Genomic DNA, 25,568 nt, shown 5'->3' with positions numbered 1-25,568 from the left:
TTTAATTAAGAAAATAAAGCAGGTGGAAAGTTTAATATTTCCATCTGCTTACTGATATTTGCAACATATTTTAGAAATATAAAGGTTATGATTAAAAAAGTTGTTTCTGTAATCGTTTTAGCACTTGTAATTGCTGCATGCAGTAGCTCTGATGGAGGCGGAAGTAAGCCTACCGATAATTTCGACAGACAGACCATGTTACTCAACTGGGCCGATAATATTATTATTCCTGTTTTTCAGGATTTAAATGCTGAGCTTAGTGCTTTGGTGGAGGCGAAAAATACGTTTGTAACTACAGCTAATCAAACCAATTTAGAAGCTTTGCGTTCCGCCTGGTTAAATGCTTATAAAGTCTGGCAATATGCTGAAATGTTTAACATAGGTAAAGCTGAAGCTATTTATTTCAGTGCTTACATGAACATTTATCCGGCATCGGTGACCGAAATTGAATCCAATATTGCTAACGGTTCGTACGATTTAAATCAATCTAATAACCAAGATGCTACAGGGTTTCCTGCTTTAGATTATCTGCTTTACGGGGTAGCTAACGACGAAGCAACTATTTTGGATATCTATACAACAAATACTAATGCAGAGAGCTATAAAACTTATTTAAGTGATGTAGTCGACCATATGAAATCTTTAAATGAAAGTGTTCTTAATGACTGGACAAGCTCTTATAGGGATATTTTTGTGAATAGTACAGGTAATACCGTAACTAGTGCGACGAATAAAATTGTAAATGACTTTATATACTATTTTGAAAAGGGATTAAGAGCCAATAAAGTTGGTATTCCGTCTGGTGTATTTTCAAGTGGCGTCTTGTATCCTGAAAAGGTAGAAGGATATCACAATCAAGAGATTTCTAAAGAATTAGCATTAGCAGCTTTAAAAGCTTCTCAAGATTTTTTTAATGGAAAACATTATAATGGGTCGACTAGTGATAATAGTTTGAGCTCATATTTAGATTATTTGAAAACGATAACAGGAAGTGAAGATTTATCGGCTTTAATTAATAGTCAAATGAATGCAGCCCGTACACAATTAAATACTTTAGACAACAATTTTGCAAATCAAATAAATGCTGATAATACAAAAATGACTATGACTTACGATGAGTTACAAAAAGTCGTTGTATTATTAAAATTAGATATGGTACAAGCAATGAATATCAGTGTTGATTATGTTGATGCTGATGGCGACTAATTTGAGGTGAAAATAGATAAAAAAAGGTTCTCTGATGCGTTAGGGAATCTTTTCGTTTTTAAATGGGTTATAACACGAAAGCATATATACAACAAAAAACTGATGCAGCACCTTTAGCTGTATTCAGAATACTTTTTGGTGTCATGATGTTGTTTAGCATTATCAGGTTTTGGGTTAACGGCTGGATTGATACCTTGTACATTCAACCCAAATTTCATTTTTCATACTTCGGTTTTGAGTGGGTAAAACCATTAGGAATTTATACGTATTTGTTATTTTTGGTATGTGCATTGTCTGCTTTATTTATTGCTTTAGGATTTAAATACAAAATAGCAATTATTACCTTCTTCCTGAGTTTTACATATATAGAACTCATGGATAAAACCACCTATTTAAATCATTATTACTTTATAAGTCTTTTAAGTTTTTTAATGATATTTTTGCCTGCTAACGCATATTTTTCAGTTGATAACTTATTAAGAAAAACATCATTTAAAACATTCCCTAAGTGGTGCGCTGATAGTGTGAAATTACTTTTGGGTATCGTCTATTTTTATGCGGGATTGGCAAAAATTAATTCCGATTGGTTGTTTCGAGCAATGCCCTTAAAAATATGGTTGCCATCTAAATATAGTTTACCTTTTTTAGGTGAAAATATTATGCAGCAGGAATGGTTTCATTTCGTGATGAGCTGGTGTGGCATGCTCTACGATTTAACCATCCCGTTTTTATTATTATATAAACGTACACGTTGGTTGGCTTTTGGTTTGGTCGTATTTTTCCATGTTTTTACAAGGGTTTTGTTCCCAATAGGAATGTTTCCGTTTATAATGATTGTTTCAACGTTAATCTTCTTCGAAGCCGATTTCCATCATAAAATAATATATGGTATAAAGCGAATTTTAGCTCCTTTCTTAAATACCAAGATTCAGTATAAACCAACGTATAAAATTAAAAGAGAATCGTTTTTAGTGTCTTTTTTAGTCGTGTATTTTTCATTTCAGTTACTGTTTCCGTTTAGATATTTGTTGTATCCAGGAGAATTATTCTGGACAGAGGAGGGCTTTCGGTTTTCATGGCGAGTGATGTTAATGGAAAAAATGGGGCACACAACCTTTATTATTAAAGATGCTAAAAAAGGAACATCGTTTGTCGTAGATAATAGTGATTTTTTAACGTCATTTCAGGAGAAGCAAATGAGTTTTCAACCCGATTTTATTTTAGAATACGCACACTATCTGGGCGATCATTTTACGACTCAAGGACATAAAAATGTTCAGGTTTTTGTTGAAAGTTATGTGGCGCTTAACGGTAGGTTGAGTCGCCCTTATATTGATAAAAATGTCGATTTATATAAAGAAAAAGAATCATTCCAACATAAGGAATGGATATTACCATTTACCGATGAAATTAAAGGACTTTAAGTTAATTTTTGTACTGTTTTTATTTGTACAAGCAGTTCAGGCTCAAAACAAAATTTACGGAACAATAACAAGTGCGAAAACAAATCAACCCGTAGCTAATGTAGATATTTATGATAAAACCACAGGTTTGGTGGCCACTACGAATGCTTCCGGGTATTACGAATTTACCGCTGTAAAAAAAGTACTAAACTTAATTTTCTTTACTTACGAATTTGAAGTTGAAGAACAATCAATTTCGGTAAGCGGTAATACACAGCTAAATGTGATGTTAACCCCTATATCAGTTAGTCTTTCGGAAGTTGAAATTACAGCAAGAAAAGAACGATTATTTGAATTATCGCGTTTAAAAGATGTTGAGGGAACGGCGATTTATGCTGGAAAAAAGACCGAAGTCGTTTTGGTGGACCAGTCTTTGGCAAATCTTGCATCGAACAATGCCCGACAAATTTTTAGTCAGGTTGCGGGGTTAAATATTTATCAGAATGACGATGCAGGTTTACAATTAAATGTAGGTGGTCGTGGCTTAGACCCTAACCGAACTGCAAATTTTAATACACGTCAAAATGGTTACGATATAAGTGCCGATGTTTTAGGATATCCAGAGAGTTATTATACCCCCGCCTCAGAAGGGTTAAAAACCATTCAAGTAATTCGTGGAGCAGCTTCTTTACAATACGGGACGCAATTTGGAGGGCTAATAAATTTTATAATGAAAACCCCAAATCCTAATAAACCATTTGAATTAATTACAAGAAATACTGTAGGTAGTTTTGGTTTATACACCAATTTTACAAGCATAAGTGGTACAGCTGATAAATTTAGTTATTACAGTTATTTTAACTATAAAAAGGGAGATGGTTTTAGAGCTAATTCAGAGTTTGAATCTAAAAATGCCTTTGCTCATTTGGGGTATAAATTTAACGATAAAACAAAGGTAACAGGCGATGTAACCTATATGCGATATTTAGCGCAGCAAGGTGGAGGGTTAACAGATAATATGTTTGCTACAAATCCTTACCAAAGTAATCGGGAGCGTAATTGGTTTCAAGTCGATTGGTTTTTGTACAATTTAAAATTAGATCATAAGTTTTCCGAACATACCAATTTTACCTTAAACTTTTTTGGTTTAAATGCTTCAAGAGATGCTTTAGGGTTTAGAACAAATCGCGTCGACCAACCAGATTCGGGTGAGGAACGTGATTTAATAAAAGGTGATTTTAAAAACTTCGGATTTGAAGCGCGACTATTAAGTAAGTATAATATTGGTAAAAAAGATGCTACTTTTTTAGTAGGAAGTAAATTTTATAAAGCTAATAATTTTCAGCAGCAAGGCGCAGGTAGTGATGGAAGTAACCCTAATTTTAATTTTTATAATCAACAGTTTTCGGACTATCAAAACCAATCACAGTTTGACTTACCAAACTTAAACACATCTGTATTTGGAGAAAATATTTTTTACTTAAGCGATAAGTTTTCGGTAACGCCAGGCTTCCGTTTTGAATATATTAGAACACAAAGTGAAGGCTTCTACAGGAATATTAATAAGGATGCAGCTGGAAATGTAATACTCGATGAAACTGTAGAAGATAACAGAGATTTCGATAGAGCTTTTGTGTTGTTTGGGATAGGGTTAAGTTATAAGCCTGTAAGTGCCTTAGAGATTTATGGTAATGTTTCTCAAAATTACCGCTCGGTAACTTTTTCTGATATAAATATCAATAATCCAGCATTTGAGATTAATCCGGATATTACCGATGAAAAAGGTTTTACAGCAGATTTCGGGGCGCGTGGAAATATTAAAAACTTTTTATCGTACGATTTAGGTGCCTTTGCCTTAATTTATAACGGTCGTATTGGTTTTAAGCAAATTCAAACCAGTCAAGGAGTGAAGAGCGAACGTGGTAATATAGGTGATGCCTTAATGTATGGTATAGAATCACTTTTCGATTTTAATTTAAAGCAAGTATTGGGCTTATCTAACGACTTTAGGTTTAATTATTTTGTAAATACCTCTTTTATAAACTCAGAGTATACTTCGTCTGAAGCTTTAGGTGTTGAAGGAAATAAAGTGGAATTTGTACCGGATGTAAATTTGAAAACAGGTTTAAAGTTCGGATTTAAAGATTTGTCTGCAAGTTTTCAGTATACCTATTTGTCACAACAATTCACCGATGCAACTAATTCTGTCGATGGAGGGATAAGTGGCGTTATTGGCGCTATTCCTAGCTATGATGTTTTAGATGTGTCATTATCGTATTCCTACAAACGTTTTAAATTGGAAACCGGTATAAATAATGTCTTAGATACTGCCTACTTTACCAGAAGAGCAACGGGGTATCCTGGCCCTGGGATTATTCCTTCGGCACCAAGAAATTGGTATGCGACATTGCAGATAAAGATATAGTTTAAAACCTTAGCTTTTTTTTAACATATTAGGGTTAAACTTTGCTTTAAACATGAGGTCTAAGCTAGCATAAGCTAACAAATATCTATGTTTAAAAATTTAATTCTTGTTTTAGCCATTTTGATTACGTCTTCAAGTATGGCTCAAAAATTTACCCTGCAAGGTACCGTTAAAGACGAATTTGCTACTGTTTTAGAAGGAGCAACTGTTTATCTCCAAAGTGTAAAAGACAGTATTCCAATGGCCTATGGAATTACGAATAAAAATGGAGAGTTTTCAATACAGGTAAATGCAGAAGATGATAAGAAAGCTATTTTTAACATAGCATATTTAGGCTACAAACCCTATTTAAAAGATATTGATGTGCCAGCGGGCGATGAGCTTGATTTAGGTGTGGTAACCTTACAAGATCAGATTGAAGAGTTAAATGTAGTTTCTATAGTAGGAAAAGCTCCTCCCGTAGTAATCAAAAAAGATACTATAGAATATAATGCCGATAGCTTTAAAACACTACCCAACGATAAAGCCGAAGATTTATTAAAAAAATTACCAGGTGTCGATATTGATATTGATGGTAATATTACCGTTAATGGGGTTGATGTTGAAGCTATAAATGTTGATGGAATGCGCTTTTTTGGTGAAAAGAAAGGCGATATCGCTTTAAAGAATATTCCGAGTCAGGCAATTAGTAAGGTACAGGTTACAGATTATAAAACCGATTTTCAAAAGTTTACCGGCGAGGAATCAACATCAGGGACAAAGGAAATTAACCTGAAAATAAAAAAAGGGCAAAACCGAGCAATTTTTGGAGATGTTAAAGGAGGTTACGGTACCGATGATAAGTATCAGGGAAATGCTAATTTATTCCAGATGATTGACGGGAAACAGTTAGGTATTATTGCCGGTACGAATAATATTAATATGTCCCGTGGGTTTAATGCTTTGCCCGATACCGATACCAGTAATGGGTATATAGAATCCGATTTTGTTGGCGCCAATTACACTAAGGGCCGATGGGATGAAACTCGGGTTAATGCAAATTACAGGTATAGTGCTCAAAATACCGATACCGAACGTACAAGTTTAAGGGAGAATTTTTTGCCAGATTTAAATTACATTACAAATTCAAAAAGTAGTGGCTTTAATGATTCCGATTCACATAACGGAAATTCTGAAATAGATTTTATCATCGAGCCAGAAAACAAAGCTTCAAATAATAAAGTCCAAATATCGAATAATACATCATTTAATGCAGCCAATACAGATTCTGGATCGACGTCTAAAAGTACTTCCGAATATACCAATGGAGATTTAGTTAGTGATTACACCAGTACCAACGAAACCAGCGCATCAAATTACAATATTAGTAATGATTTTAGTGTAACTCCAGTACGAGGTGGAAATGGAAATTATTTCAGATTAGGATTGAATACGAGTTTTAATAAATCGGATTCCGACACTAAAAAATACTCTGAAAATATCCTTTACAACCGCGGTGAAACTATAATACAAGATCAAATAAGTGAAAACAGCACAAACAGTACAAATATTGGGGTAAACGGGGTATGGAGTGCTAAGGTTACAGAGGATTTCAGAATTATTCCCAGTTATAACGCTAATGTAAGCACGCAATCGAATGAGCTTTTTATTTACGATTATGATGAAGTTGATGATTCCTATGATAATTTTAATAATCAACTAAGTACCGACAGTCGCTATATTGCAACAACTATTCGACCATCGTTACGATTAAGATATGATCTTGATGAATTCCGTTTTGAAGTTGAAGCTGGACATACAACAACCTACAGAAACTTTAAAGACCAATTAATAGAAGCACGAAACTTTAAGGCCGATTTTAACTATTTAACTTATTCGGGTCGTATTCGCTATAGGGACGAAAATGGATACAAAAGGATTTCTTTAGATTATAATCAAAATGTAAACTTACCTTCCATGGGGCAGTTGCAGCCGGTTGAAGATGTAACTAATATTACCCACATACGAGTAGGTAACCCTGATTTGGAACCTCAGGTAGATCATAGAATCCGCTTCAGGTATCAAAACAATTTAGCATTTCATAACATAAACATATCAGGAAATGCTAATGCAGGATTTACTCAAGACAAAATAATTAATTCAACCATCACAGATGCCGATTTAAACCGGTACACCACCTACACAAATATTAATGGTGATTATTCATTGGATGGTAATGCAACTATTACTAAATCCATTTTTAGTAAAAAAACGAATATAAATATTAACGGGTCTTTTAATGCTAGTTTTAATAATAGTTTATCGGTACAAAATGGTATTAAATTCACTGGGCAAACCACACGATTAACGCCGTCATTTTCGTTCAGGTATGCCTACGATAATAAAATTGATTTAAGCGCTCGTTATCGCTATTCGGCTTTTAAAAATGTATACGATACCGATGCTTTTAATGACAATAATTATTTTGTTCAAAATATAAATTTTGATTCTTCAATATTTATTATTAAAAACTTATTTATTTCTAATAAAATTTCATACCGATATAACAGCCGTGTTGGCGATGATTACGATGGTGATGCTGTATTTTGGAATGCAGGTTTAGGAATGGAACTTTGGAATAACCAGGCAACAGTTACCTTGGTTGGGTATGATGTTTTAGGAAAAAATAATGGTTACAGAAGAAACGTAACCGAAACGTTTATCGAGGATTCAGAGAGCAGGATTTTGGAGCAGTACTTTATGTTAAATTTCACGTATAAATTCGGAAGATTTGCAGGACAACCAATGAATGGCGGAAGTATGGGTTCCAGTCGAGGAAATTCCCGAAGAAGATAAAAAATAAATAAAGTCCGGTATTCAATGACCGGGCTTTTTAATTATAATATGAAATGCTAAATATTAACAATAATTTAGTTTCTAAATTAGTATATTCAACTTAAAAAATGTGTATATTTGCACGCAATTAAAATGTAATTGCATCATGATCGCACATCAAAATAAAATAGTAGGAGAAGGACTAACCTACGACGATGTCTTATTAGTTCCTGCATATTCTGAAGTTCTTCCTCGCGAAGTCAATATTCAAACAAAATTTACCAGAAATATTACCATTAACGTGCCTATTATATCGGCCGCTATGGATACTGTAACCGAAAGTAAAATGGCGATTGCTATGGCACAGGAGGGAGGTATTGGTGTGTTACATAAAAATATGACCATAGAGGCTCAGGCGTTGAAAGTAAGACGCGTTAAACGAGCTGAAAGTGGTATGATTATAGATCCTGTTACCTTACCACTTACTTCTAAAGTGGTTGATGCAAAGGCAGCCATGGCCGAGCATGGTATTGGAGGTATTCCAATTGTTGATGAAAATGGTACATTAAAAGGAATAGTTACGAATCGAGATTTACGATTTGAGCATGATAACAAAAGACCAATAGTAGAGGTAATGACCAGTGAGAATTTGGTAACATCATCTGTTGGAACGTCATTAAAAGATGCTGAAGCGATTCTACAAGAACATAAAATTGAAAAGTTATTAATTGTAGATGATAACTATAAATTATCTGGATTAATCACCTTCAGAGATATTACTAAACTAAGGCAAAAACCAATCGCAAATAAAGATGAGTTTGGTCGCTTACGTGTGGCAGCAGCAATAGGGGTAACTGGCGATGCAGTTGATAGAGCTGAAGCTTTAGTAAATGCAGGTGTGGATGCGGTTGTAATCGATACAGCGCACGGACATACAAGAGGTGTAGTGAATGTGTTGAAAGAAGTAAAAGCGAAATTCCCGAAATTAGAAGTTATTGTTGGGAACATTGCAACTGCCGAAGCTGCTAAGTATCTAGTTGAAGCCGGTGCCGATGCCGTTAAAGTAGGAATTGGTCCAGGATCAATTTGTACAACTCGTGTGGTAGCAGGTGTTGGTTTTCCTCAATTTTCAGCGGTGTTAGAAGTTGCTTCAGCCATAAAAGGTTCTGGTGTTCCAGTTATTGCCGATGGTGGTATTCGTTATACTGGTGATATTCCTAAAGCGATTGCGGCAGGAGCCGATTGTGTTATGTTAGGGTCTTTATTAGCAGGTACCAAAGAATCTCCTGGAGAAACCATTATTTACGAAGGACGTAAGTTTAAATCCTACCGCGGAATGGGTTCTGTAGAAGCTATGAAAGAAGGTAGTAAAGATCGTTATTTTCAAGATGTAGAAGATGATATTAAAAAATTAGTGCCAGAAGGAATTGTGGGTCGCGTACCTTACAAAGGTGATTTATATGAAAGTATTCATCAGTTTATTGGAGGTTTACGTGCCGGAATGGGGTACTGTGGTGCGAAAGACATTGAAACTTTAAAAGAAAAAGGACAATTTGTTAAAATTACATCAAGTGGAATTAACGAAAGTCACCCACATGATGTAACGATTACTAAAGAATCGCCAAATTACTCAAGATAATAATTTAAGTAATATATAGAAAAGGCTCCTGAAATCAGGAGCCCTTTTTATTTTAGTAAAAAAATTATAGAGTTCTGTGAAATTATAGCAATAAAAATTATGATAACAGTTTAGAATCTGATATTTAAGTCATGTAATACAGAACTTATTTTAATTGCCCAAGCTTTATCCTTAGCGGAACCTCTTTCGCCTCCCGTATGTAAACCAACAGCTTTAAAATTTGTTTCATCCGTTACCCATAAGGCTCCAGAATCACCTCCCTCGGATATTTCATATAATGGGTTTTGTTTTTCTTTGTTAGGAATGATGATAAATTTATTTTTAGATAGCAACTTCTTAACAACTCCGAAAGTTCGACCAGTTTTTTGTCCTATTTTTTGTACTTCTAGTCCTTCATAAGGTTCAATGAATTCTGAAATTCTACCAGTCAAGCCAAATAAACTATCATCCCGATCATAATTTCTTAAAATTTCATTTATTTCGAATATTGCACAATCTTGAGTTGAACTTTTTTTATATACATGTCCTATAATGAATTCGTTAGTATGTGGTTTAGCCGCAGGTTGAATAACAGGCTTTCCTATGCTTCTTCTTAGAATATGTTTATTTGTTAGTCCCATTGGCTTGCCACTATCTATGTCGAAAACAATACAGGCCAAGGTGCCAATACCATTTCTTAATCTATTTTGTATTTGAATTCCTCCAATTAATTTTTCAATTCGATGGTTTAATTTATTTTCCATTTAAAAGAGTATTTTGCGGTGCGTAATTATCTACTTTAATTCCAAACATTAAATGATTTGATAAGGTTTGTTTTGAAACCTCTTTTTTAAGTACAATTTTACCATTCAGGAATTCCATATGTGAATTACCGATGGTTTCTTTTTTACTGTTTTTGTTTTCATACAAAATGTAAATTCCACTCCTCAAAAAGGCACTACCAATAATTGGGCTTAAATCCATAATTGGAATTTCTCCCCATATATGATCATCTGGATTTTTTCCGAAAGTCGTAATAATACTTTCAAAAAGTTGTGTCGCTAAATTAAGGTAAGGAATGCCTTTTAGCACATCTAGATTTTTGATTTCAGGAACACCAACACCGTTAATAACATTTTTTACTTTATTGAAGTACTGGTCTGCGTCAGAATCTAACTCATATAGGTCAAATTTTAAATTAACAAAATCACGGAAAATAATATTTCTAAAAACACCTTTATATAAGAAGGAAGGTGCATAATTACCGTCCTTAACACTAAAATTTGTGGCAAGTGTGGCATCTTTTTCAGAGCCATTTAAATTTTGTGGGTCTCTCGTATTGATGGAAATCTTTAATAATCCTTCATTCTTTTTTGACCAAAAGTCAGGGAGGTCGTCTACGTAAAAAAAAATAGAGGTCTATATCTAGTTTTTTGTAGGTAGTGTTAGGAATAGTTAAACTATTTAATTTTTCATCTCCTGCACTCAGAATGCTATATCTTTTATTTGATTTAGGTCTGTTGTCAGAACCTAAATCAACAAAGCCTAACTCTAACGCACGAGTGGGGAAGTCTGAGGTTTTAAAATTGGTTTCCGATAATGCAATGTTAAATGGTTGTTCGGCAATTACACCTTGTTGAATGGATGTTTTCATAAAACTTAATTTTAATTAATAAAAACTGTTACATCACTATTAATTATAAATCAAGCTAATCAGTTTCTTATTTTTTAATTTAGCAGTGCTTTTTAAACTAGTTAAGAAATTGATTATTAATAAATTTAGGGGGGATATAAATATAGGAAAAATCTTTAAAATTTGAAGTGCTACTGATCTGTTTTTATAAGAATATTTATATTTTGAATGTTTTTCATATCTTTAATTAACGAAAGTTAAAAGTTATGAGATGCCCAGTAACATTATGTTGTTAAACAACCAAGTTGATTTTTGGGGTATTCCATCTGAGAATTAAAATAGAATTAAGAACAGATGAAGCAGCACAGAGTAACCACCGATTTTTCTACTGGCCAGGCGCAAATTTTTAAAAATCCGTTTTTAGAAAGCCTGACCAAAACCAATCCTACATCCAATATTATCGTTTATGGTATAACCATTTTACTTTTAGCTTATTTAGCCATAGATGTTATGGGGCTTTCGGTAATTAGTTTTCTTATTTTGTTTTTTACGGGTTTTGCTTTTTGGACTTTAGCAGAATATTTATTACATCGGTATTTGTTTCACTGGTACAACGATTGGAAATGGACAAAGCGTTTTCACTTTATTATGCATGGGTCTCATCATGAATACCCGAAAGATGAAGAGCGCTTGCTAATGCCGCCTGTACCAGGATTAATATTAGCTTCATTTTTATTTGGTATATTTTATATTATTTTCTGGATTTTTGGTTTCTCGAACTTAACTTATGGATTTTTTCCCGGTTTCTTTTTAGGGTATTTAATGTATTCCTTTGTGCATCGAGCGATTCACATGAAGCGTCCTCCGAAACGATTCAAATATTTGTGGCATCATCATAATTTACATCACTATCAATACCCAGATAAAGCTTACGGTGTTTCTAATACGTTTTGGGATAAAGTATTCAGAACGATGCCACCTAAACCCACAAAAAGGTAAGTTTTCTAAGAATATAGTCTTTAAAAGCAATAAGGAGCATATTGAAATGAAGAATTTTTTTACTTTTCATTCATTATTGAATAACTGTCCGCGATGAGGTTTTAAAGCGTCACGGATGGGTTTCATCTGGTCTTCATTAACTACAAGGTAAGCAATGGCATGCATATCACTTAGCACTTCTACACCGGTTAAGGTATTTTCAATTTGTTCAATCTGTATATATTCTTTTAAATGGATTTCATGGTGTTGTGCCGTTTTGCTCGAAACAGGTCCTCTAAAATCCCAGATTAATTTAAGTCTTCGCATGAATTTGAATGAAAAATTGATTTTTGAAGGTATAAATGTATTATAAATAATGGTACAAAATATATCTTTTTAAAGGGAACATATAGCGACTTGTATTATAGCATTATATTAGTATTTTTGTTGCTACGGTATAAATTTTAAATATGAATTTAAAGTACATTTCAATATTATTTTTTATGTTGGTTTTGCTGCAAGTAAATGGGCAATCCACAAATAAAGAAATTTTGTTTACTGTAGATGATGAAGCTGTTACAGCCGCAGAATTTATAAGGGTTTACAATAAAAATTTAGATTTGGTTCAAGATCCTGCCCAAAAGGATGTCGACGAATATTTAAAATTATTTACCAATTATAAATTAAAGTTGAAGGAAGCCCGAGCTTTAGGCCTGGATAAAAAACCATCTTATTTACGTGAGTTATCTAATTACAAGAAACAATTGGCAAGTAGCTATATAACCGATAGTCAGGTTACCGAGGCTTTAGTTGAGGAAGCTTACAATCGTGTATCTTATGATGTTAACGCTACGCATATTCTTATTAAACTTCCAGAAGAACCAACACCCGATGATACTTTGGTTGCTTACAATGATATTGTAAAAATTCGCGAGCGCGCTTTGAAAGAAGGTTTTGAAACTGTTCGAAAAGAGGTGCACAATGGACAAACTATTTACGGCGAGGATTTAGATTGGTTTTCGGGGTTTAAAATGGTTTATAAGTTTGAAAATGCTGCCTATAATACACCTGTGGGAGAAATATCAGAACCTTTTAGAACCCGTTTTGGGTATCATATAGTTTATGTAAAAGATAAACGCAAATCTAGAGGTGAACGCACTGTGGCTCACATTATGATTTTCCATAAAAAAGAAGATACTTCCGGACAGGAATCTGCTGAAAGAATTCAGGAAATTTATAAAAAACTTCAGCAAGGCGAAACGTTTGAAACTTTAGCTAAGCAATTTTCAGAAGATAAAAGTACCGCTGCAAATGGGGGACGTTTAGAACCAATTAGTAGTGGGCAAGTAAACTCAAAAGTTTTTGAAGATACAGTTTTTGGATTAGATGAAATCGGATATTTTTCAGAGCCTATTAAAACCGATTACGGTTGGCATATTATAAAACTATTGGGTAAAAAACCAATAGCCTCTTTCAACGAAATGAAACCCGAACTGGAACAGCGTGTTAAGCGCGACCAGCGTTCCAAGTTAATTGACGAAGCTTTATATAATAAATTAAAAGCAAAATATAAAGTAACGAATGAGCAACCCGCGTTAACGTATTTTACGGGTATTTTAAACGAAAATTATTATCGAATGTCTTGGGAGTTACCAGTTAATTTCGAGGGCGATAAGCCTTTGGTTAGAATAGGCGAAAAACAACTTTTATTTAAAGATTTTGGCGATTTTCTTGTTAGAAATCAGAGATATAACCGTACACGTGAAAGCTTTAAGACTATTGTAGAAAAAGGTTATAATACATTTCTGAACTCTCAATTAGTAGCCTATCAGGAAGCACATTTGGAAGAGGAAGATGTAGAATTTGCGAATATTGTATCCGAATACAGAGATGGTCTGTTACTGTTCGATTTAATGGAAGAAACCATTTGGGAAGCCGCCAAAACAGATTCTTTAGGGGTAGAAGACTATTATAATGCGCACAAGGAAAATTATATGGCTCCTGAAAAAGTTGATGCTATCGTAGCATCATCGGCTAAGCAAAAGACGATGAAGAAAGTTTCTAAACTTATGGCAGGAGGTATGTCGGTCGAGAATATTAAAAATTTGGTAAACAGCAACGATAACATAGATGTTATTTTTACCGAAGAAATTATGGATGCCGGCCACCAGGCGTTGCCCGAAAATTTTCAGTTTAAAAAGGGGATTTCAAAAATATATAAGCATAATGATGCGTTTGTAGTAGTAGATGTAAAAGATATTATTCCTGAAACACAAAGAACACTGGAAGAAGCAAAAGGCATGGTAATAAGCGATTATCAAGTTTATAAAGAGCAAAAGTGGGTAGAGGCATTAGCCGCCAAATACCCTGTAGATGTAAATCAAGACGTTTTACAAAAAGTGAAAACTCAATTAACAAAATAAGATAGTGCGATACATATATCCCTCAATTGTATTACTGTTGTTAGTAACCTCATGTCATTTTTTTAAAGAAGTGGACGATCAAGTTCCTGTTGCACGGGTTAACGATTCATATCTGTATTATGAAGATATAGAAGAATTGGTTTCTGATGGGACATCGAAGGAAGACAGTATTTTACTAGTCCAAAATTATATCAATCAGTGGGCCACACAACAATTATTGATAGATGGTGCAAGACTAAATTTAAATGAAGCTACGCAAAACAACTTTAATAAGTTGGTTAATCAATATAAAAACGATTTGTACTCTAAAGCATATTTAGAGGCTTTAGTTGCCAGAGAAATAGATTCAGTAATAACGAAACAAGAAGCCGAAAGGTATTATGAACTAAATAAAGGCGCTTTCAAGTTAAATGAGGAATTAATAAAGTTTAGATATATTCATTTAGATGAAGATATGAACAACTACAAGTCGGTTGTAGAGCGATTTAAACGCTTCAATAATAATGATAAACGTGTGCTGGATTCCTTATCAATTCAGTTTAAATCATATTCGCTTAACGATTCTATATGGATAAAAGCTAATCAGGTTGTTAATAAAATTGCAGTTATTAATTCAGAAAATAAAGATGAACTGTTAAAAAAATCTAATTTTGTACAACTCAAAGATTCATTAGGAGTATATTTGATGCAGGTAAATGATGTTTTGTTACCTAAAGAAACGGCTCCATTGGAATATGTAAAGCCAACTATTAATCAAATCGTTATTAATAAGAGAAAGCTTGAGCTGATTAAAAAATTAGAAAAAGATATTACAAAAGATGCCATTAAAAATAAACAATTCGAAATCTATAAATAAATTGAAAAACATATCGGTTTTATGTATAACAATGCTTGCTGCTCAGGTTTTGTTTGCTCAGGAAATAATTAAAGAGGAAGCTGAAAAAGACCAAGCAGTAAACGATATACAAACCCCTAGCAAAAATGCAAGAAAGGTAGATGGTGTAGCAGCCGTGGTTGGTGATTATATTTTGTTAGATTCTGATGTTGATAAAGCTATTGTGCAACTAGAAGCTCAAGACATTGATACTAAAAATATTGGACGTTGTGAGCTTTTCGGAAAACTTTTAGAAGATAAATTATACGCACATCATGCGATTCAGGATAGTATAATTGTTTCAGATGCCGAAATCAGACAAAATGTAAACTATCAAATCGATCAGTTTGTTCAACAATCGGGACAGCCAATAGAAGCACTTGTTAAACTTTATAAAAAAGAAGATGAGCAAACCCTGCGTGATGAAATGTTTGAAATAAACAAAGCAAACATGTTGGCTAAAAAGATGCAGGAAAAAATTGTAGGAGAAATTGAAATTACGCCTGAAGAGGTTCGAGAGTTTTTTAATAAAATTCCAAAAGACGAGCGTCCTACTTTTGGTACAGAGTTAAAAGTGGCACAGATAGTTGCCGAACCAAAAGTATCTGATGAAGAAAAACAGCGCGTTATTGATAAACTAAAAAGCTTCAAAACCGATATACTTGAAAATGGTACAAGTTTCTCAACAAAAGCCATTTTATACTCTGAAGACCCTGGATCGGCAAGTCGCGGAGGGAAATACACTTTAGACCGTAAGCAACCTCGAATGGTTAAAGAATTCAGGCAAGTGGCATTTTCTTTACAGGAAGGTGAAATATCAGAGCCTTTTAAATCCGACTTTGGTTATCACATTGTTTTCTGTGAAAAAATTAGAGGTCAGGAGCGTGATGTAGCGCATATTTTAATGAGCCCAAAAGTTTCAGATGAGGCCATTAAAGAAGCTAAAGAACGTTTAGAAAAAGTAAGAAAAAGTATTGTAGATGGCGATATTTCGTTTGCCGATGCAGCCAGAGAAGCCAGTGATGAAAAGGAAACCCGTGGTGATGGTGGGCAGCTAATTAACCCTATAACTCAAGATTATAATTTTGAGTTAACCCGTATGGAGCCAGAATTATATGCACAAATTCAAAATTTAAAAGATAATGAAGTGAGTTTAGTGTATAAAGAAGAAGATCGCTCAGGCAAAGTGATGTTCAAAATATTAATGGTTACCGATAGAATTGATGAACATGAAGCCGATTATGCTCGCGACTATTTAAAGATTAAAGAATTAGCACTAAATGAAAAGCAAATAAACACTATTGCGAAGTGGCAAGAAGAAAAAATAATGGATACTTACATTAAAATAAGTGGTGAGTATAGAAATTGTGACTTTAATAGTAACTGGTTAAAAAAATAATATATGTCTGATGTTTCCGCTATTGAACAATTCGTAAAACAATATAAAGATTTAAAAACCGAAATAGCCAAAGTTATTGTAGGGCAGGATGAGGTTGTAAATCAAATATTAATTTCTATATTTTCAGGCGGGCATTCACTTTTAATTGGTGTTCCAGGTTTAGCAAAAACCTTAATGGTAAATACCATTGCTCAGGCCTTAGGTTTAGATTTTAAGCGTATTCAGTTTACACCAGACTTAATGCCAAGTGATATTTTGGGAAGTGAAATATTAGATGAAGACCGACATTTTAAGTTTATTAAAGGGCCTATCTTTTCAAATATTATTCTTGCAGACGAGATAAATAGAACACCTCCTAAAACTCAGGCCGCTTTGTTAGAAGCTATGCAGGAGCGTGCTGTAACCGTGGCAGGACATCATTATAAATTAGATTTACCTTATTTTGTTTTGGCAACGCAAAATCCTATTGAGCAGGAGGGAACCTATCCTTTGCCAGAGGCGCAATTAGATCGCTTCATGTTTGCTATTAATTTAGACTATCCGTCGTTTGCCGAAGAAGTAGAGGTTGTAAAATCGACAACTAGCGATTCTAAAAAATCTGTAAATGCTTTATTTAAAGCGCAACAAATAATAGATTTTCAACATTTAATACGTCGCATTCCTGTTGCCGACAATGTAGTTGAATATGCTGTAGCATTAGTTGGTAAAACAAGACCTAATTCTGACGCGGCTACCGATTTAGTAAAAAATTATATCGATTGGGGTGCAGGACCAAGAGCTTCCCAAAATTTAATTTTAGCTGCTAAAACTCATGCCGCAATACACGGAAAATTTTCACCGGATATAGAGAATGTTCAGGCTGTTGCTAAAGGAATTTTAAGGCATCGAATAATTAAAAACTACAAGGCGGAAGCCGAAGGTATTTCCGAAGACCAGATTATTGAAAGTTTATTTTAATTGTAGCATTCGTTTAAAGTGATAATTAAGAAATAAAACTACGTATTATTTCTTAGAATACGTATGGCACTAATAATTCTTCTATTTTGTTAAGTATTCAACAATTTAAGTCAAATTGTGATGCTTTTATTTCCAATTAAATAATAAATTTGAGCCGTAAAAGTACATGATAGGTAATTGGAAACTAAGTATTTTTTGTGGTATCGCGTATGTAATAGTCGCGGCGTGTTTCGATTATAAATACCTATTTAAAGGTTATGTTGAAAATTCAGTTTTTTACTGATTTTTGTTGAAACATTGCAATGCATATTAAATAATTATACCACAATAATAATTTAGTATTATTGGTCTAGGTATTAGTTGTTTTATTTTTAAAACTTTGTATTAATTCAGTACTTTTGCGAGGCTAAAGAAAAAAACAGTTTAAACGGTTTGAAATAATGTTTTTTACAGAGTAATCTAAAAACAGAGAACGAGTTTCAAGCTATTAAAATCGAAATAACTTCTAATATGAATATGTACAACGATTACATTAAGGAAATCGAGGAGCGAAAAGCTCAGGGGCTTCATCCAAAACCGATTGATTCGGCGGATTTATTAATTGAGATTATTGATCAAATAAAGGATGTTAAAAATCAATACCGCGAAGATTCGCTTAAATTTTTTATTTACAATGTGGTACCTGGAACAACGGGTGCAGCTGGGGAAAAAGCGAAATTTTTAAAGGAGATTATTCTTGGTAATGAGGTTGTAGATGAAATTACTCCAACGTTCGCTTTTGAATTATTATCACATATGAAAGGCGGACCTTCAGTAGAAGTGTTATTAGATTTGGCATTGGGAAGCGACGAGGCTATAGCTAAAGAAGCCGCTGAAGTTTTAAAGACTCAAGTGTTTTTATACGAAGCAGATACCGCTCGTTTAGAAGAGGCATACAATGCTGGTAATACGGTTGCTAAGGATTTATTGGAAAGCTATGTAAAAGCAGAGTTTTTTACAAAACTTCCAGATGTAGAAGAAGAAATTGAAATCGTTACGTTTATTGCAGGTACAGGTGATATCTCTACCGATTTATTATCTCCTGGTGCCGATGCACATTCAAGATCAGACAGAGAGTTACATGGGCAATGTATTTTTGAGCATAATAAAGACATGCAGCAGGAATTGACAGCCTTAAAAGAACAACATCCTGATAAGCGTGTTATGTTAATCGCCGAAAAAGGAACTATGGGTGTTGGTTCTTCTAGAATGTCGGGTGTAAATAACGTAGCTTTATGGACGGGTATTCAAGCAAGTCCGTATGTGCCTTTCATTAATATTGCTCCAATCATTGCAGGGACAAATGGTATTTCACCAATTTTCTTAACTACAGTAGGCGTGACTGGAGGTATTGGTATCGACTTAAAAAACTGGGTAAAGAAAACGGATTCAGAAGGTAATACCGTTGTTGATGAAAATGGAGATCCTGTTTTAGAGCAAGCGTATTCAGTAGAAACAGGTACTGTACTTACCATTAATACAAAGGAGAAAAAATTATATAAAGGAGATCAGGAATTAAAAGATATTTCCGCAGCATTAACTCCGCAAAAGATGGAGTTTATTAAAGCAGGTGGATCATATGCCGTAGTTTTTGGGAAAAAATTACAAACAATTGCGGCTGGAATTTTAGGTGTTGAAACCCCTACAGTTTACGCGCCTTCAAAAGAAATCTCTGTGGAAGGTCAAGGGTTAACAGCGGTAGAAAAAATATTCAATAAAAATGCTGTTGGAACCACGCCAGGTAAAACATTACATGCTGGTTCTGATGTTCGTGTCGAAGTGAATATAGTAGGGTCGCAGGATACGACAGGATTAATGACTTCTCAGGAATTAGAGGCTATGGCCGCTACAGTTATTTCTCCAATTGTTGATGGAGCTTACCAGTCAGGCTGTCACACTGCATCGGTTTGGGATAATAAATCTAAGGCCAATATTCCTAAGTTAATGAAGTTTATGAACGACTTCGGATTAATTACAGCACGTGATCCTAAGGGACAATATCATGCTATGACCGATGTGATTCATAAAGTATTAAATGATATCACAATTGATGATTGGGCTATTATTATTGGAGGAGATTCACATACACGTATGTCTAAAGGTGTTGCCTTTGGTGCCGATTCAGGTACAGTGGCACTGGCCTTAGCTACAGGTGAGGCGACTATGCCAATTCCACAGTCTGTAAAAGTAACTTTTAAAGGTGAAATGAAACCTTACATGGATTTCCGTGATGTAGTGCATGCAACGCAGCAGCAAATGTTGAAGCAATTTGGTGGTGAAAACGTATTCCAAGGTCGTGTCATAGAAGTGCATATTGGAACTTTAACATCAGATCAGGCTTTTACATTTACAGATTGGACTGCTGAAATGAAAGCAAAAGCATCTATTTGTATTTCAGAAGATGATACCCTTATTGAATCGTTAGAAATAGCAAGAGACCGTATCCAAATCATGATTAAAAAAGGTATGGATAATGATAAACAGGTATTACAAGGGCTGGTAGATAAAGCCAATGCTAGAATCGAAGAAATAAAGTCTGGAGCTAAACCTGCGTTAAGACCAGATGCTAATGCCAAATATTTTGCTGAAGTAGTTATTGATTTAGATGAAATAGCTGAGCCAATGATTGCGGATCCAGATGTAAATAACGAAGATGTTTCAAAGCGTTATACACATGATACCATCAGACCGTTATCTTTCTATGGTGGATCTAAAAAAGTAGATTTAGGTTTCGTGGGATCTTGTATGGTTCACAAAGGTGATATGAAAATATTAGCGCAAATGCTAAAAAATATCGAAGCACAACAAGGAAAAGTAGAGTTTAAAGCACCATTAGTTGTTGCGCCTCCAACATATAACATTGTAGATGAGTTAAAAGCTGAAGGTGATTGGGAAGTGTTACAAAAATATTCAGGATTTGAATTTGATGATAATGCGCCTAAAGGTTTAGCTCGTACTAAATACGAAAACATGCTTTACTTAGAGCGTCCAGGTTGTAACTTATGTATGGGTAACCAGGAAAAAGCGGAGCCAGGAGATACAGTAATGGCAACATCAACGCGTTTATTCCAAGGTCGCGTGGTTAAAGATTCGGGTGAGAAAAAAGGAGAATCTTTATTGTCATCTACACCGGTGGTGGTATTATCTACAATTTTAGGTAGAACACCAAATATTGAAGAATATCAAGCTGCAGTAGAGGGTATTGTTTTAACGAAGTTTAAACCACCTCACAAGCAATTGAGTACAGCTGCAGTTGCATTTTAAATTATATTATAGTTTATTATCTTTTTAATTATACTAAAACCAGGTTCAAAATTGATTTCTTGAACCTGGTTTTTTTATGAATCATTTTTATCGAAATAAAAAAGATAAAAAAATCAATCTAAACTAATTTTAAATAATCTAATATTTAGTTAATTACTAAGTCATATCGCTTTTTTTTAATAATTTAGGGGAAGTAAAAATTTGAAAAATTAAGTTATATGGCATTTGATATAGAAATGATTAAAGGTGTTTATTCCAAAATGGCTGAGCGCGTGGATGCAGCTCGAGAAATTGTGGGTAAACCTTTAACGCTTTCAGAAAAAATATTGTACAATCATTTGTGGGATGGAAAGCCTACTAAGGCATTTGTAAGAGGAAAAGATTATGTTGATTTTGCACCAGACAGGATTGCATGTCAGGATGCTACCGCTCAAATGGCTTTACTACAATTTATGCAGGCTGGAAAAAATAAGGTAGCCGTACCAACTACAGTGCATTGCGATCACTTAATACAAGCAAAGGATGGTGCCGCAGCCGATTTAAAACACGCCAATAGTGTAAGTAGTGAAGTATTTAATTTTTTAGAATCAGTTTCCAATAAATATGGTATAGGTTTCTGGAAACCAGGAGCAGGAATTATACATCAGGTAGTTTTAGAAAATTATGCTTTTCCTGGTGGGATGATGATTGGTACCGATTCGCATACGGTTAATGCAGGTGGTCTAGGAATGGTTGCCATTGGTGTTGGTGGTGCCGATGCTGTCGATGTTATGGCTGGAATGGCTTGGGAATTAAAATTCCCTAAATTGATTGGTGTTAAATTAACTGGAAAATTATCTGGGTGGACGGCACCCAAAGATGTTATTTTAAAAGTTGCCGAAATTCTTACTGTTAAAGGTGGAACAGGTGCTATTGTAGAATATTTTGGGCCAGGTGCTACTTCTATGTCTTGTACAGGAAAAGGAACTATTTGTAATATGGGGGCCGAAATAGGAGCTACAACATCTACATTTGGTTACGACGCATCTATGGAACGTTATTTACGCTCTACCGAACGAGCTGATGTGGCCGATGCTGCAAATAAAGTAAAAGAGTATTTAACTGCCGATCCTGAAGTTTATGCAAATCCGGAAGAATATTTTGATCAAGTTATTGAAATTAATTTATCGGAATTAAATCCGTTACTAAACGGACCTTTTACTCCAGATTTATCGACTCCAGCAGGAAAAGAAATGACTGAAAAGGCAAAGGCTAACGATTGGCCGTTGGTAGTAGAATGGGGCTTAATAGGATCTTGTACAAATTCATCTTATGAAGATTTGTCGCGAGCTTCTTCAATCGCACAACAAGCTATAGATAAAGGATTAAAAATGAAATCTGAATTGGGTATAAATCCAGGTTCAGAGCAAGTTCGATACACTGCAGAACGGGATGGTATTCTAGATGTTTTTGAAAAATTAGATGCTAAAATATTTACAAATGCCTGTGGTCCATGTATCGGACAATGGGCACGTTACAGCGACCCCAAAAATGCACCAAAGAACAGTATTGTGCATTCATTTAACAGGAACTTTGCAAAACGTGCTGATGGCAACCCAAATACACATGCTTTCGTAGCATCGCCGGAATTAACTGCGGCAATCGCTATATCTGGACGATTGGATTTTAACCCAATGACGGATAAACTGATTAATGAGAATGGAGAAGAGGTGATGTTCGAAGAGCCTACAGGATGGGAGCTTCCACCAAAAGGATTCGAAGTTAAGGATAATGGTTATTTAGCGCCAGAAGAAGATGGAAGTCACGTGAAGGTCGTGGTCAATCCAGAATCGGAACGACTTCAACTGTTAACACCATTTACACCAATTGGAGACGAAATTAAAGGTGCTAAATTATTAATAAAGGCATTTGGTAAATGTACTACCGACCATATCTCGATGGCAGGTCCATGGTTACGCTTTAGAGGACACTTGGACAACATTTCAAATAACTGTTTAATCGGTGCAGTTAATGCATTTAATCAACAAACCAATTTTGTTAAAAATCAATTAACAGGAGAGTATGGCGGGGTTCCCGATGTACAGCGGGAGTATAAGAAGGCAGGTATAAAAACAATCGTGGTAGGAGACCATAATTATGGCGAAGGTTCATCGCGTGAGCATGCAGCAATGGAGCCTAGGCATTTAGGAGTAGCCGCAGTAATTGTAAAATCCTTTGCTCGTATTCATGAAACCAATTTAAAAAAACAAGGTTTATTAGGACTAACATTCGACAATGAATCAGATTACGATTTAATACAAGAGGATGACACTTTTAACTTCTTAGATTTGAATGAATTTGCACCAGATAAACAACTAACACTTGAGATTGTTCATGCTGATGGTAGTAAAGATATCATTAAATTAAATCATTCTTATAATGAAGCTCAAATTGCATGGTATAATGCTGGTTCAGCGTTAAATCTGATAGCTGCTGAAAATGCTTAAAATTTAAAATTATTGATAGATAAATATCCAGCCAAACGGCTGGATATTTTGTTTTAATCAATGTATGAGAATCATTTATAATCGTATTTTTATAAAAAATTATAATTCATGAATACAAGAGCAGAGCAACTTCAAGCATTCGACAGATTATTAACTATAATGGATGAGCTAAGGGCGCAATGCCCATGGGACAAAAAGCAAACCATGGAAACCTTAAGACATTTAACGATTGAAGAGACATACGAGTTAGGAGATGCTATTTTAGATAATGATCTAGATGAGGTTAAAAAGGAGTTAGGAGATGTATTGTTGCATATTGTATTTTATTCAAAAATAGGAAGTGAAACGAATGAATTTGATATTGCCGATGTATGTAATGGAATTTGTGAGAAATTAATTTCCAGACACCCTCATATTTATGGCGATGTGAAAGTTGAAAATGAAGAAGATGTAAAGCGAAACTGGGAAAACCTGAAACTGAAAGAAGGTAAAAAAAGTGTGTTAGAAGGTGTTCCCAATAGTTTACCTGCGTTAGTTAAAGCTAACAGAATTCAGGAGAAGGTAGCTGGTGTTGGATTCGACTGGGAAGAACCTAATCAAGTTTGGGAAAAGGTAGAAGAAGAGCTAAGTGAATTAAAAGCTGAAATAGAAACCAATAACCTAGATGCTATAGAAAGCGAATTTGGAGATGTTTTATTTTCAATGGTAAATTATGCCCGATTTTTAAATGTTAACCCTGAAAATGCTTTAGAACGAACCAATAAAAAATTCTCAAAACGTTTTAAATATTTAGAAGAAAAGGCGCAAAGTCTAAACAAACCGTTAAAAGATATGACCCTTGCCGAAATGGATGTATTCTGGGATGAGGCTAAAAAGCTTTAAAACTAATTATATTTAATGCGTTTTCAATGAACAAACTATACAATATTATTAATAATTGATATGTAATATTTTAATTTTTTAAAAATAAAAAATATTGTAGGAAATAAGAATTTTTATTGTTTCCTAAACAATTATCTTTGCAGCCAAATATTAAAGAAACAAGGTTTCAAAAATGGCAAAAACGATAAAGCATTCCGAATTTGTACTTATTGGAGGAGGGATAATGAGTGCCACATTGGCAATTCTACTTTTTGAGAAATTTCCAGGCAAGAAAATTACTGTTTTAGAAAAGTTACCTAAAATGGCAGAAGAAAGTTCTGAAGCCTGGAATAATGCAGGAACAGGACATGCAGGAAATTGTGAATTAAATTACACGCCCGAGAAAAAAGGAGAGATAGATATATCTAAAGCCATTGATATTTCGGAGCAATTTAATGATACCTTGGAATTTTGGGAGAATTGTGCTGATAAGGGATATATTAAAAACCTTTCAAAGTGTATCAATAAAGTACCTCATTTAAGTTTTGTTGAAGGAAAGAAAAATGTGGCCTATTTAGAAAAGCGTTGGAAAGCACTTAAAGAAAGACCACATTTTAAAGACATGCTCTTTTCAAAAGACATCGATAAGATTAAAGAGTGGATTCCTTTAATGATGCAGGGCAGAAGCGAAAAAGAGGCACTTGCTGCAACGTATTTCGAAAATGGATACGATGTTAATTTTGGAGAGGTTGCAGATCAGTTATTTCGCTTTTTAGGAAAGCAGCCTAATGTTAAATTGATTAACAATAGTAATGTTTATAATTTACAAAAAACCGATAATAAACGTTGGTTAGTGTCTGTAAAAGGACAGAATGTTGGTAAGCACTGGAAAATTGTTTCAAACTATGTTTTTATTGGCGCTGGTGGTGGTGCTTTACCTTTATTGGAAAAAAGTGACATCAAAGAGGCTAGGGGATATGGAGGATTTCCAATTAGCGGATTGTGGTTGCGATGTACAAACCCAGAAATTATAGAACAGCATCAGGCTAAGGTATACGGTAAAGCTAAAAAAGGATCACCACCAATGTCAGTACCTCACATGGATACACGAATGATTAACGGGCGAAAAGAATTACTATTCGGACCTTTTGCTGGTTTTACAACCAAATTCCTGTGAAACATGGTTCA

Annotated in this window: 18 protein-coding genes; 14 read left to right on the top strand and 4 right to left on the bottom strand. The window is 34.3% G+C overall.

The genetic code is table 11. From position 1 onward, the window contains the following. Window positions 1-87: 87 nt before the first annotated feature. The 5 genes from ICJ83_RS14205 (at window position 88) to guaB (ending at window position 9,487) form a co-directional block, all read left to right on the top strand. Entirely contained in the window at window positions 88-1,206 is a 1,119-nt protein-coding gene (locus ICJ83_RS14205) for an imelysin family protein (RefSeq protein ID WP_188231068.1), read from the top strand. Between the two features lie 62 nt (window positions 1,207-1,268). Further along, window positions 1,269-2,630 (top strand): HTTM domain-containing protein, encoded by a 1,362-nt coding sequence (locus ICJ83_RS14200; RefSeq protein WP_188231067.1) that lies wholly within the window; start codon window positions 1,269-1,271, stop codon window positions 2,628-2,630. Beyond that, complete coding sequence (locus ICJ83_RS14195) at window positions 2,611-5,034, top strand: TonB-dependent receptor domain-containing protein (RefSeq protein WP_188231066.1); 2,424 nt, start codon at window positions 2,611-2,613, stop codon at window positions 5,032-5,034. The genes ICJ83_RS14200 and ICJ83_RS14195 overlap by 20 nt, the downstream gene beginning before the upstream one ends. Window positions 5,035-5,121: 87 nt before the next feature. Then, window positions 5,122-7,869 (top strand): outer membrane beta-barrel protein, encoded by a 2,748-nt coding sequence (locus tag ICJ83_RS14190; RefSeq protein WP_188231065.1) that lies wholly within the window; start codon window positions 5,122-5,124, stop codon window positions 7,867-7,869. A 145-nt stretch (window positions 7,870-8,014) separates the two neighbouring features. After that, on the top strand, window positions 8,015-9,487 hold the full coding sequence (gene guaB / locus ICJ83_RS14185) for an IMP dehydrogenase (RefSeq protein ID WP_188231064.1): 1,473 nt from the start codon (window positions 8,015-8,017) through the stop codon (window positions 9,485-9,487). A 110-nt stretch (window positions 9,488-9,597) separates the two neighbouring features. Here guaB and ICJ83_RS14180 read toward each other — a convergent pair whose 3' ends face one another. From ICJ83_RS14180 to ICJ83_RS14170, 3 genes are all read right to left on the bottom strand, one after another. Further along, entirely contained in the window at window positions 9,598-10,230 is a 633-nt protein-coding gene (locus ICJ83_RS14180) for a chymotrypsin family serine protease (RefSeq protein ID WP_188231063.1), read from the bottom strand. Next, window positions 10,220-10,558 carry a hypothetical protein gene (locus ICJ83_RS14175; RefSeq protein WP_188231062.1) on the bottom strand — a complete coding sequence of 113 codons (339 nt, stop codon included), beginning with the start codon at window positions 10,556-10,558 and terminating at the stop codon, window positions 10,220-10,222. Before ICJ83_RS14175 ends, ICJ83_RS14180 begins: the two co-directional genes overlap by 11 nt. A gap of 292 nt (window positions 10,559-10,850) precedes the next feature. Further along, window positions 10,851-11,120: a hypothetical protein gene (locus tag ICJ83_RS14170; RefSeq protein ID WP_188231061.1), complete on the bottom strand. Its 270-nt coding sequence runs from the start codon at window positions 11,118-11,120 to the stop codon at window positions 10,851-10,853. Between the two features lie 333 nt (window positions 11,121-11,453). Here ICJ83_RS14170 and ICJ83_RS14165 point away from each other — a divergent pair, with 333 nt between their 5' ends. Beyond that, window positions 11,454-12,098, top strand: a complete 645-nt coding sequence (locus tag ICJ83_RS14165; RefSeq protein ID WP_188231060.1) for a sterol desaturase family protein — start codon at window positions 11,454-11,456, stop codon at window positions 12,096-12,098. Between the two features lie 66 nt (window positions 12,099-12,164). Here ICJ83_RS14165 and ICJ83_RS14160 read toward each other — a convergent pair whose 3' ends face one another. Further along, window positions 12,165-12,404, bottom strand: a complete 240-nt coding sequence (locus ICJ83_RS14160) for a hypothetical protein (RefSeq protein ID WP_188231059.1) — start codon at window positions 12,402-12,404, stop codon at window positions 12,165-12,167. Between the two features lie 143 nt (window positions 12,405-12,547). On the opposite strand from ICJ83_RS14160, the gene ICJ83_RS14155 reads away from it, so the two are divergent. The 8 genes from ICJ83_RS14155 (at window position 12,548) to ICJ83_RS14120 (ending at window position 25,557) form a co-directional block, all read left to right on the top strand. Beyond that, a complete protein-coding gene (locus tag ICJ83_RS14155; RefSeq protein WP_188231058.1) occupies window positions 12,548-14,500 on the top strand; it encodes a peptidylprolyl isomerase in 1,953 nt (650 codons plus the stop codon). Between the two features lie 4 nt (window positions 14,501-14,504). After that, window positions 14,505-15,356 carry a peptidylprolyl isomerase gene (locus ICJ83_RS14150; RefSeq protein ID WP_188231057.1) on the top strand — a complete coding sequence of 284 codons (852 nt, stop codon included), beginning with the start codon at window positions 14,505-14,507 and terminating at the stop codon, window positions 15,354-15,356. Next, window positions 15,319-16,773: a peptidylprolyl isomerase gene (locus ICJ83_RS14145; RefSeq protein WP_188231056.1), complete on the top strand. Its 1,455-nt coding sequence runs from the start codon at window positions 15,319-15,321 to the stop codon at window positions 16,771-16,773. The genes ICJ83_RS14150 and ICJ83_RS14145 overlap by 38 nt, the downstream gene beginning before the upstream one ends. Window positions 16,774-16,776: 3 nt before the next feature. Beyond that, window positions 16,777-17,730, top strand: a complete 954-nt coding sequence (locus tag ICJ83_RS14140) for an AAA family ATPase (protein ID WP_188231055.1) — start codon at window positions 16,777-16,779, stop codon at window positions 17,728-17,730. A 510-nt stretch (window positions 17,731-18,240) separates the two neighbouring features. After that, complete coding sequence (locus tag ICJ83_RS14135; RefSeq protein ID WP_188231054.1) at window positions 18,241-21,033, top strand: bifunctional aconitate hydratase 2/2-methylisocitrate dehydratase; 2,793 nt, start codon at window positions 18,241-18,243, stop codon at window positions 21,031-21,033. Window positions 21,034-21,251: 218 nt separating this feature from the next. Then, a complete protein-coding gene (locus ICJ83_RS14130; RefSeq protein WP_188231053.1) occupies window positions 21,252-23,519 on the top strand; it encodes an aconitate hydratase in 2,268 nt (755 codons plus the stop codon). A 108-nt stretch (window positions 23,520-23,627) separates the two neighbouring features. Further along, window positions 23,628-24,401 (top strand): nucleoside triphosphate pyrophosphohydrolase, encoded by a 774-nt coding sequence (gene mazG / locus ICJ83_RS14125; RefSeq protein WP_188231052.1) that lies wholly within the window; start codon window positions 23,628-23,630, stop codon window positions 24,399-24,401. 172 nt (window positions 24,402-24,573) lie between these two features. After that, window positions 24,574-25,557 (top strand): malate:quinone oxidoreductase, encoded by a 984-nt coding sequence (locus ICJ83_RS14120; RefSeq protein ID WP_262891562.1) that lies wholly within the window; start codon window positions 24,574-24,576, stop codon window positions 25,555-25,557. Window positions 25,558-25,568: the final 11 nt, after the last annotated feature.

It is taken from the genome of Aestuariibaculum sediminum (assembly GCF_014596945.1).
Classification (GTDB): Bacteria; Bacteroidota; Bacteroidia; order Flavobacteriales; family Flavobacteriaceae; genus Aestuariibaculum; species Aestuariibaculum sediminum.
This window is presented reverse-complemented; position numbering and strand designations above follow the sequence as displayed.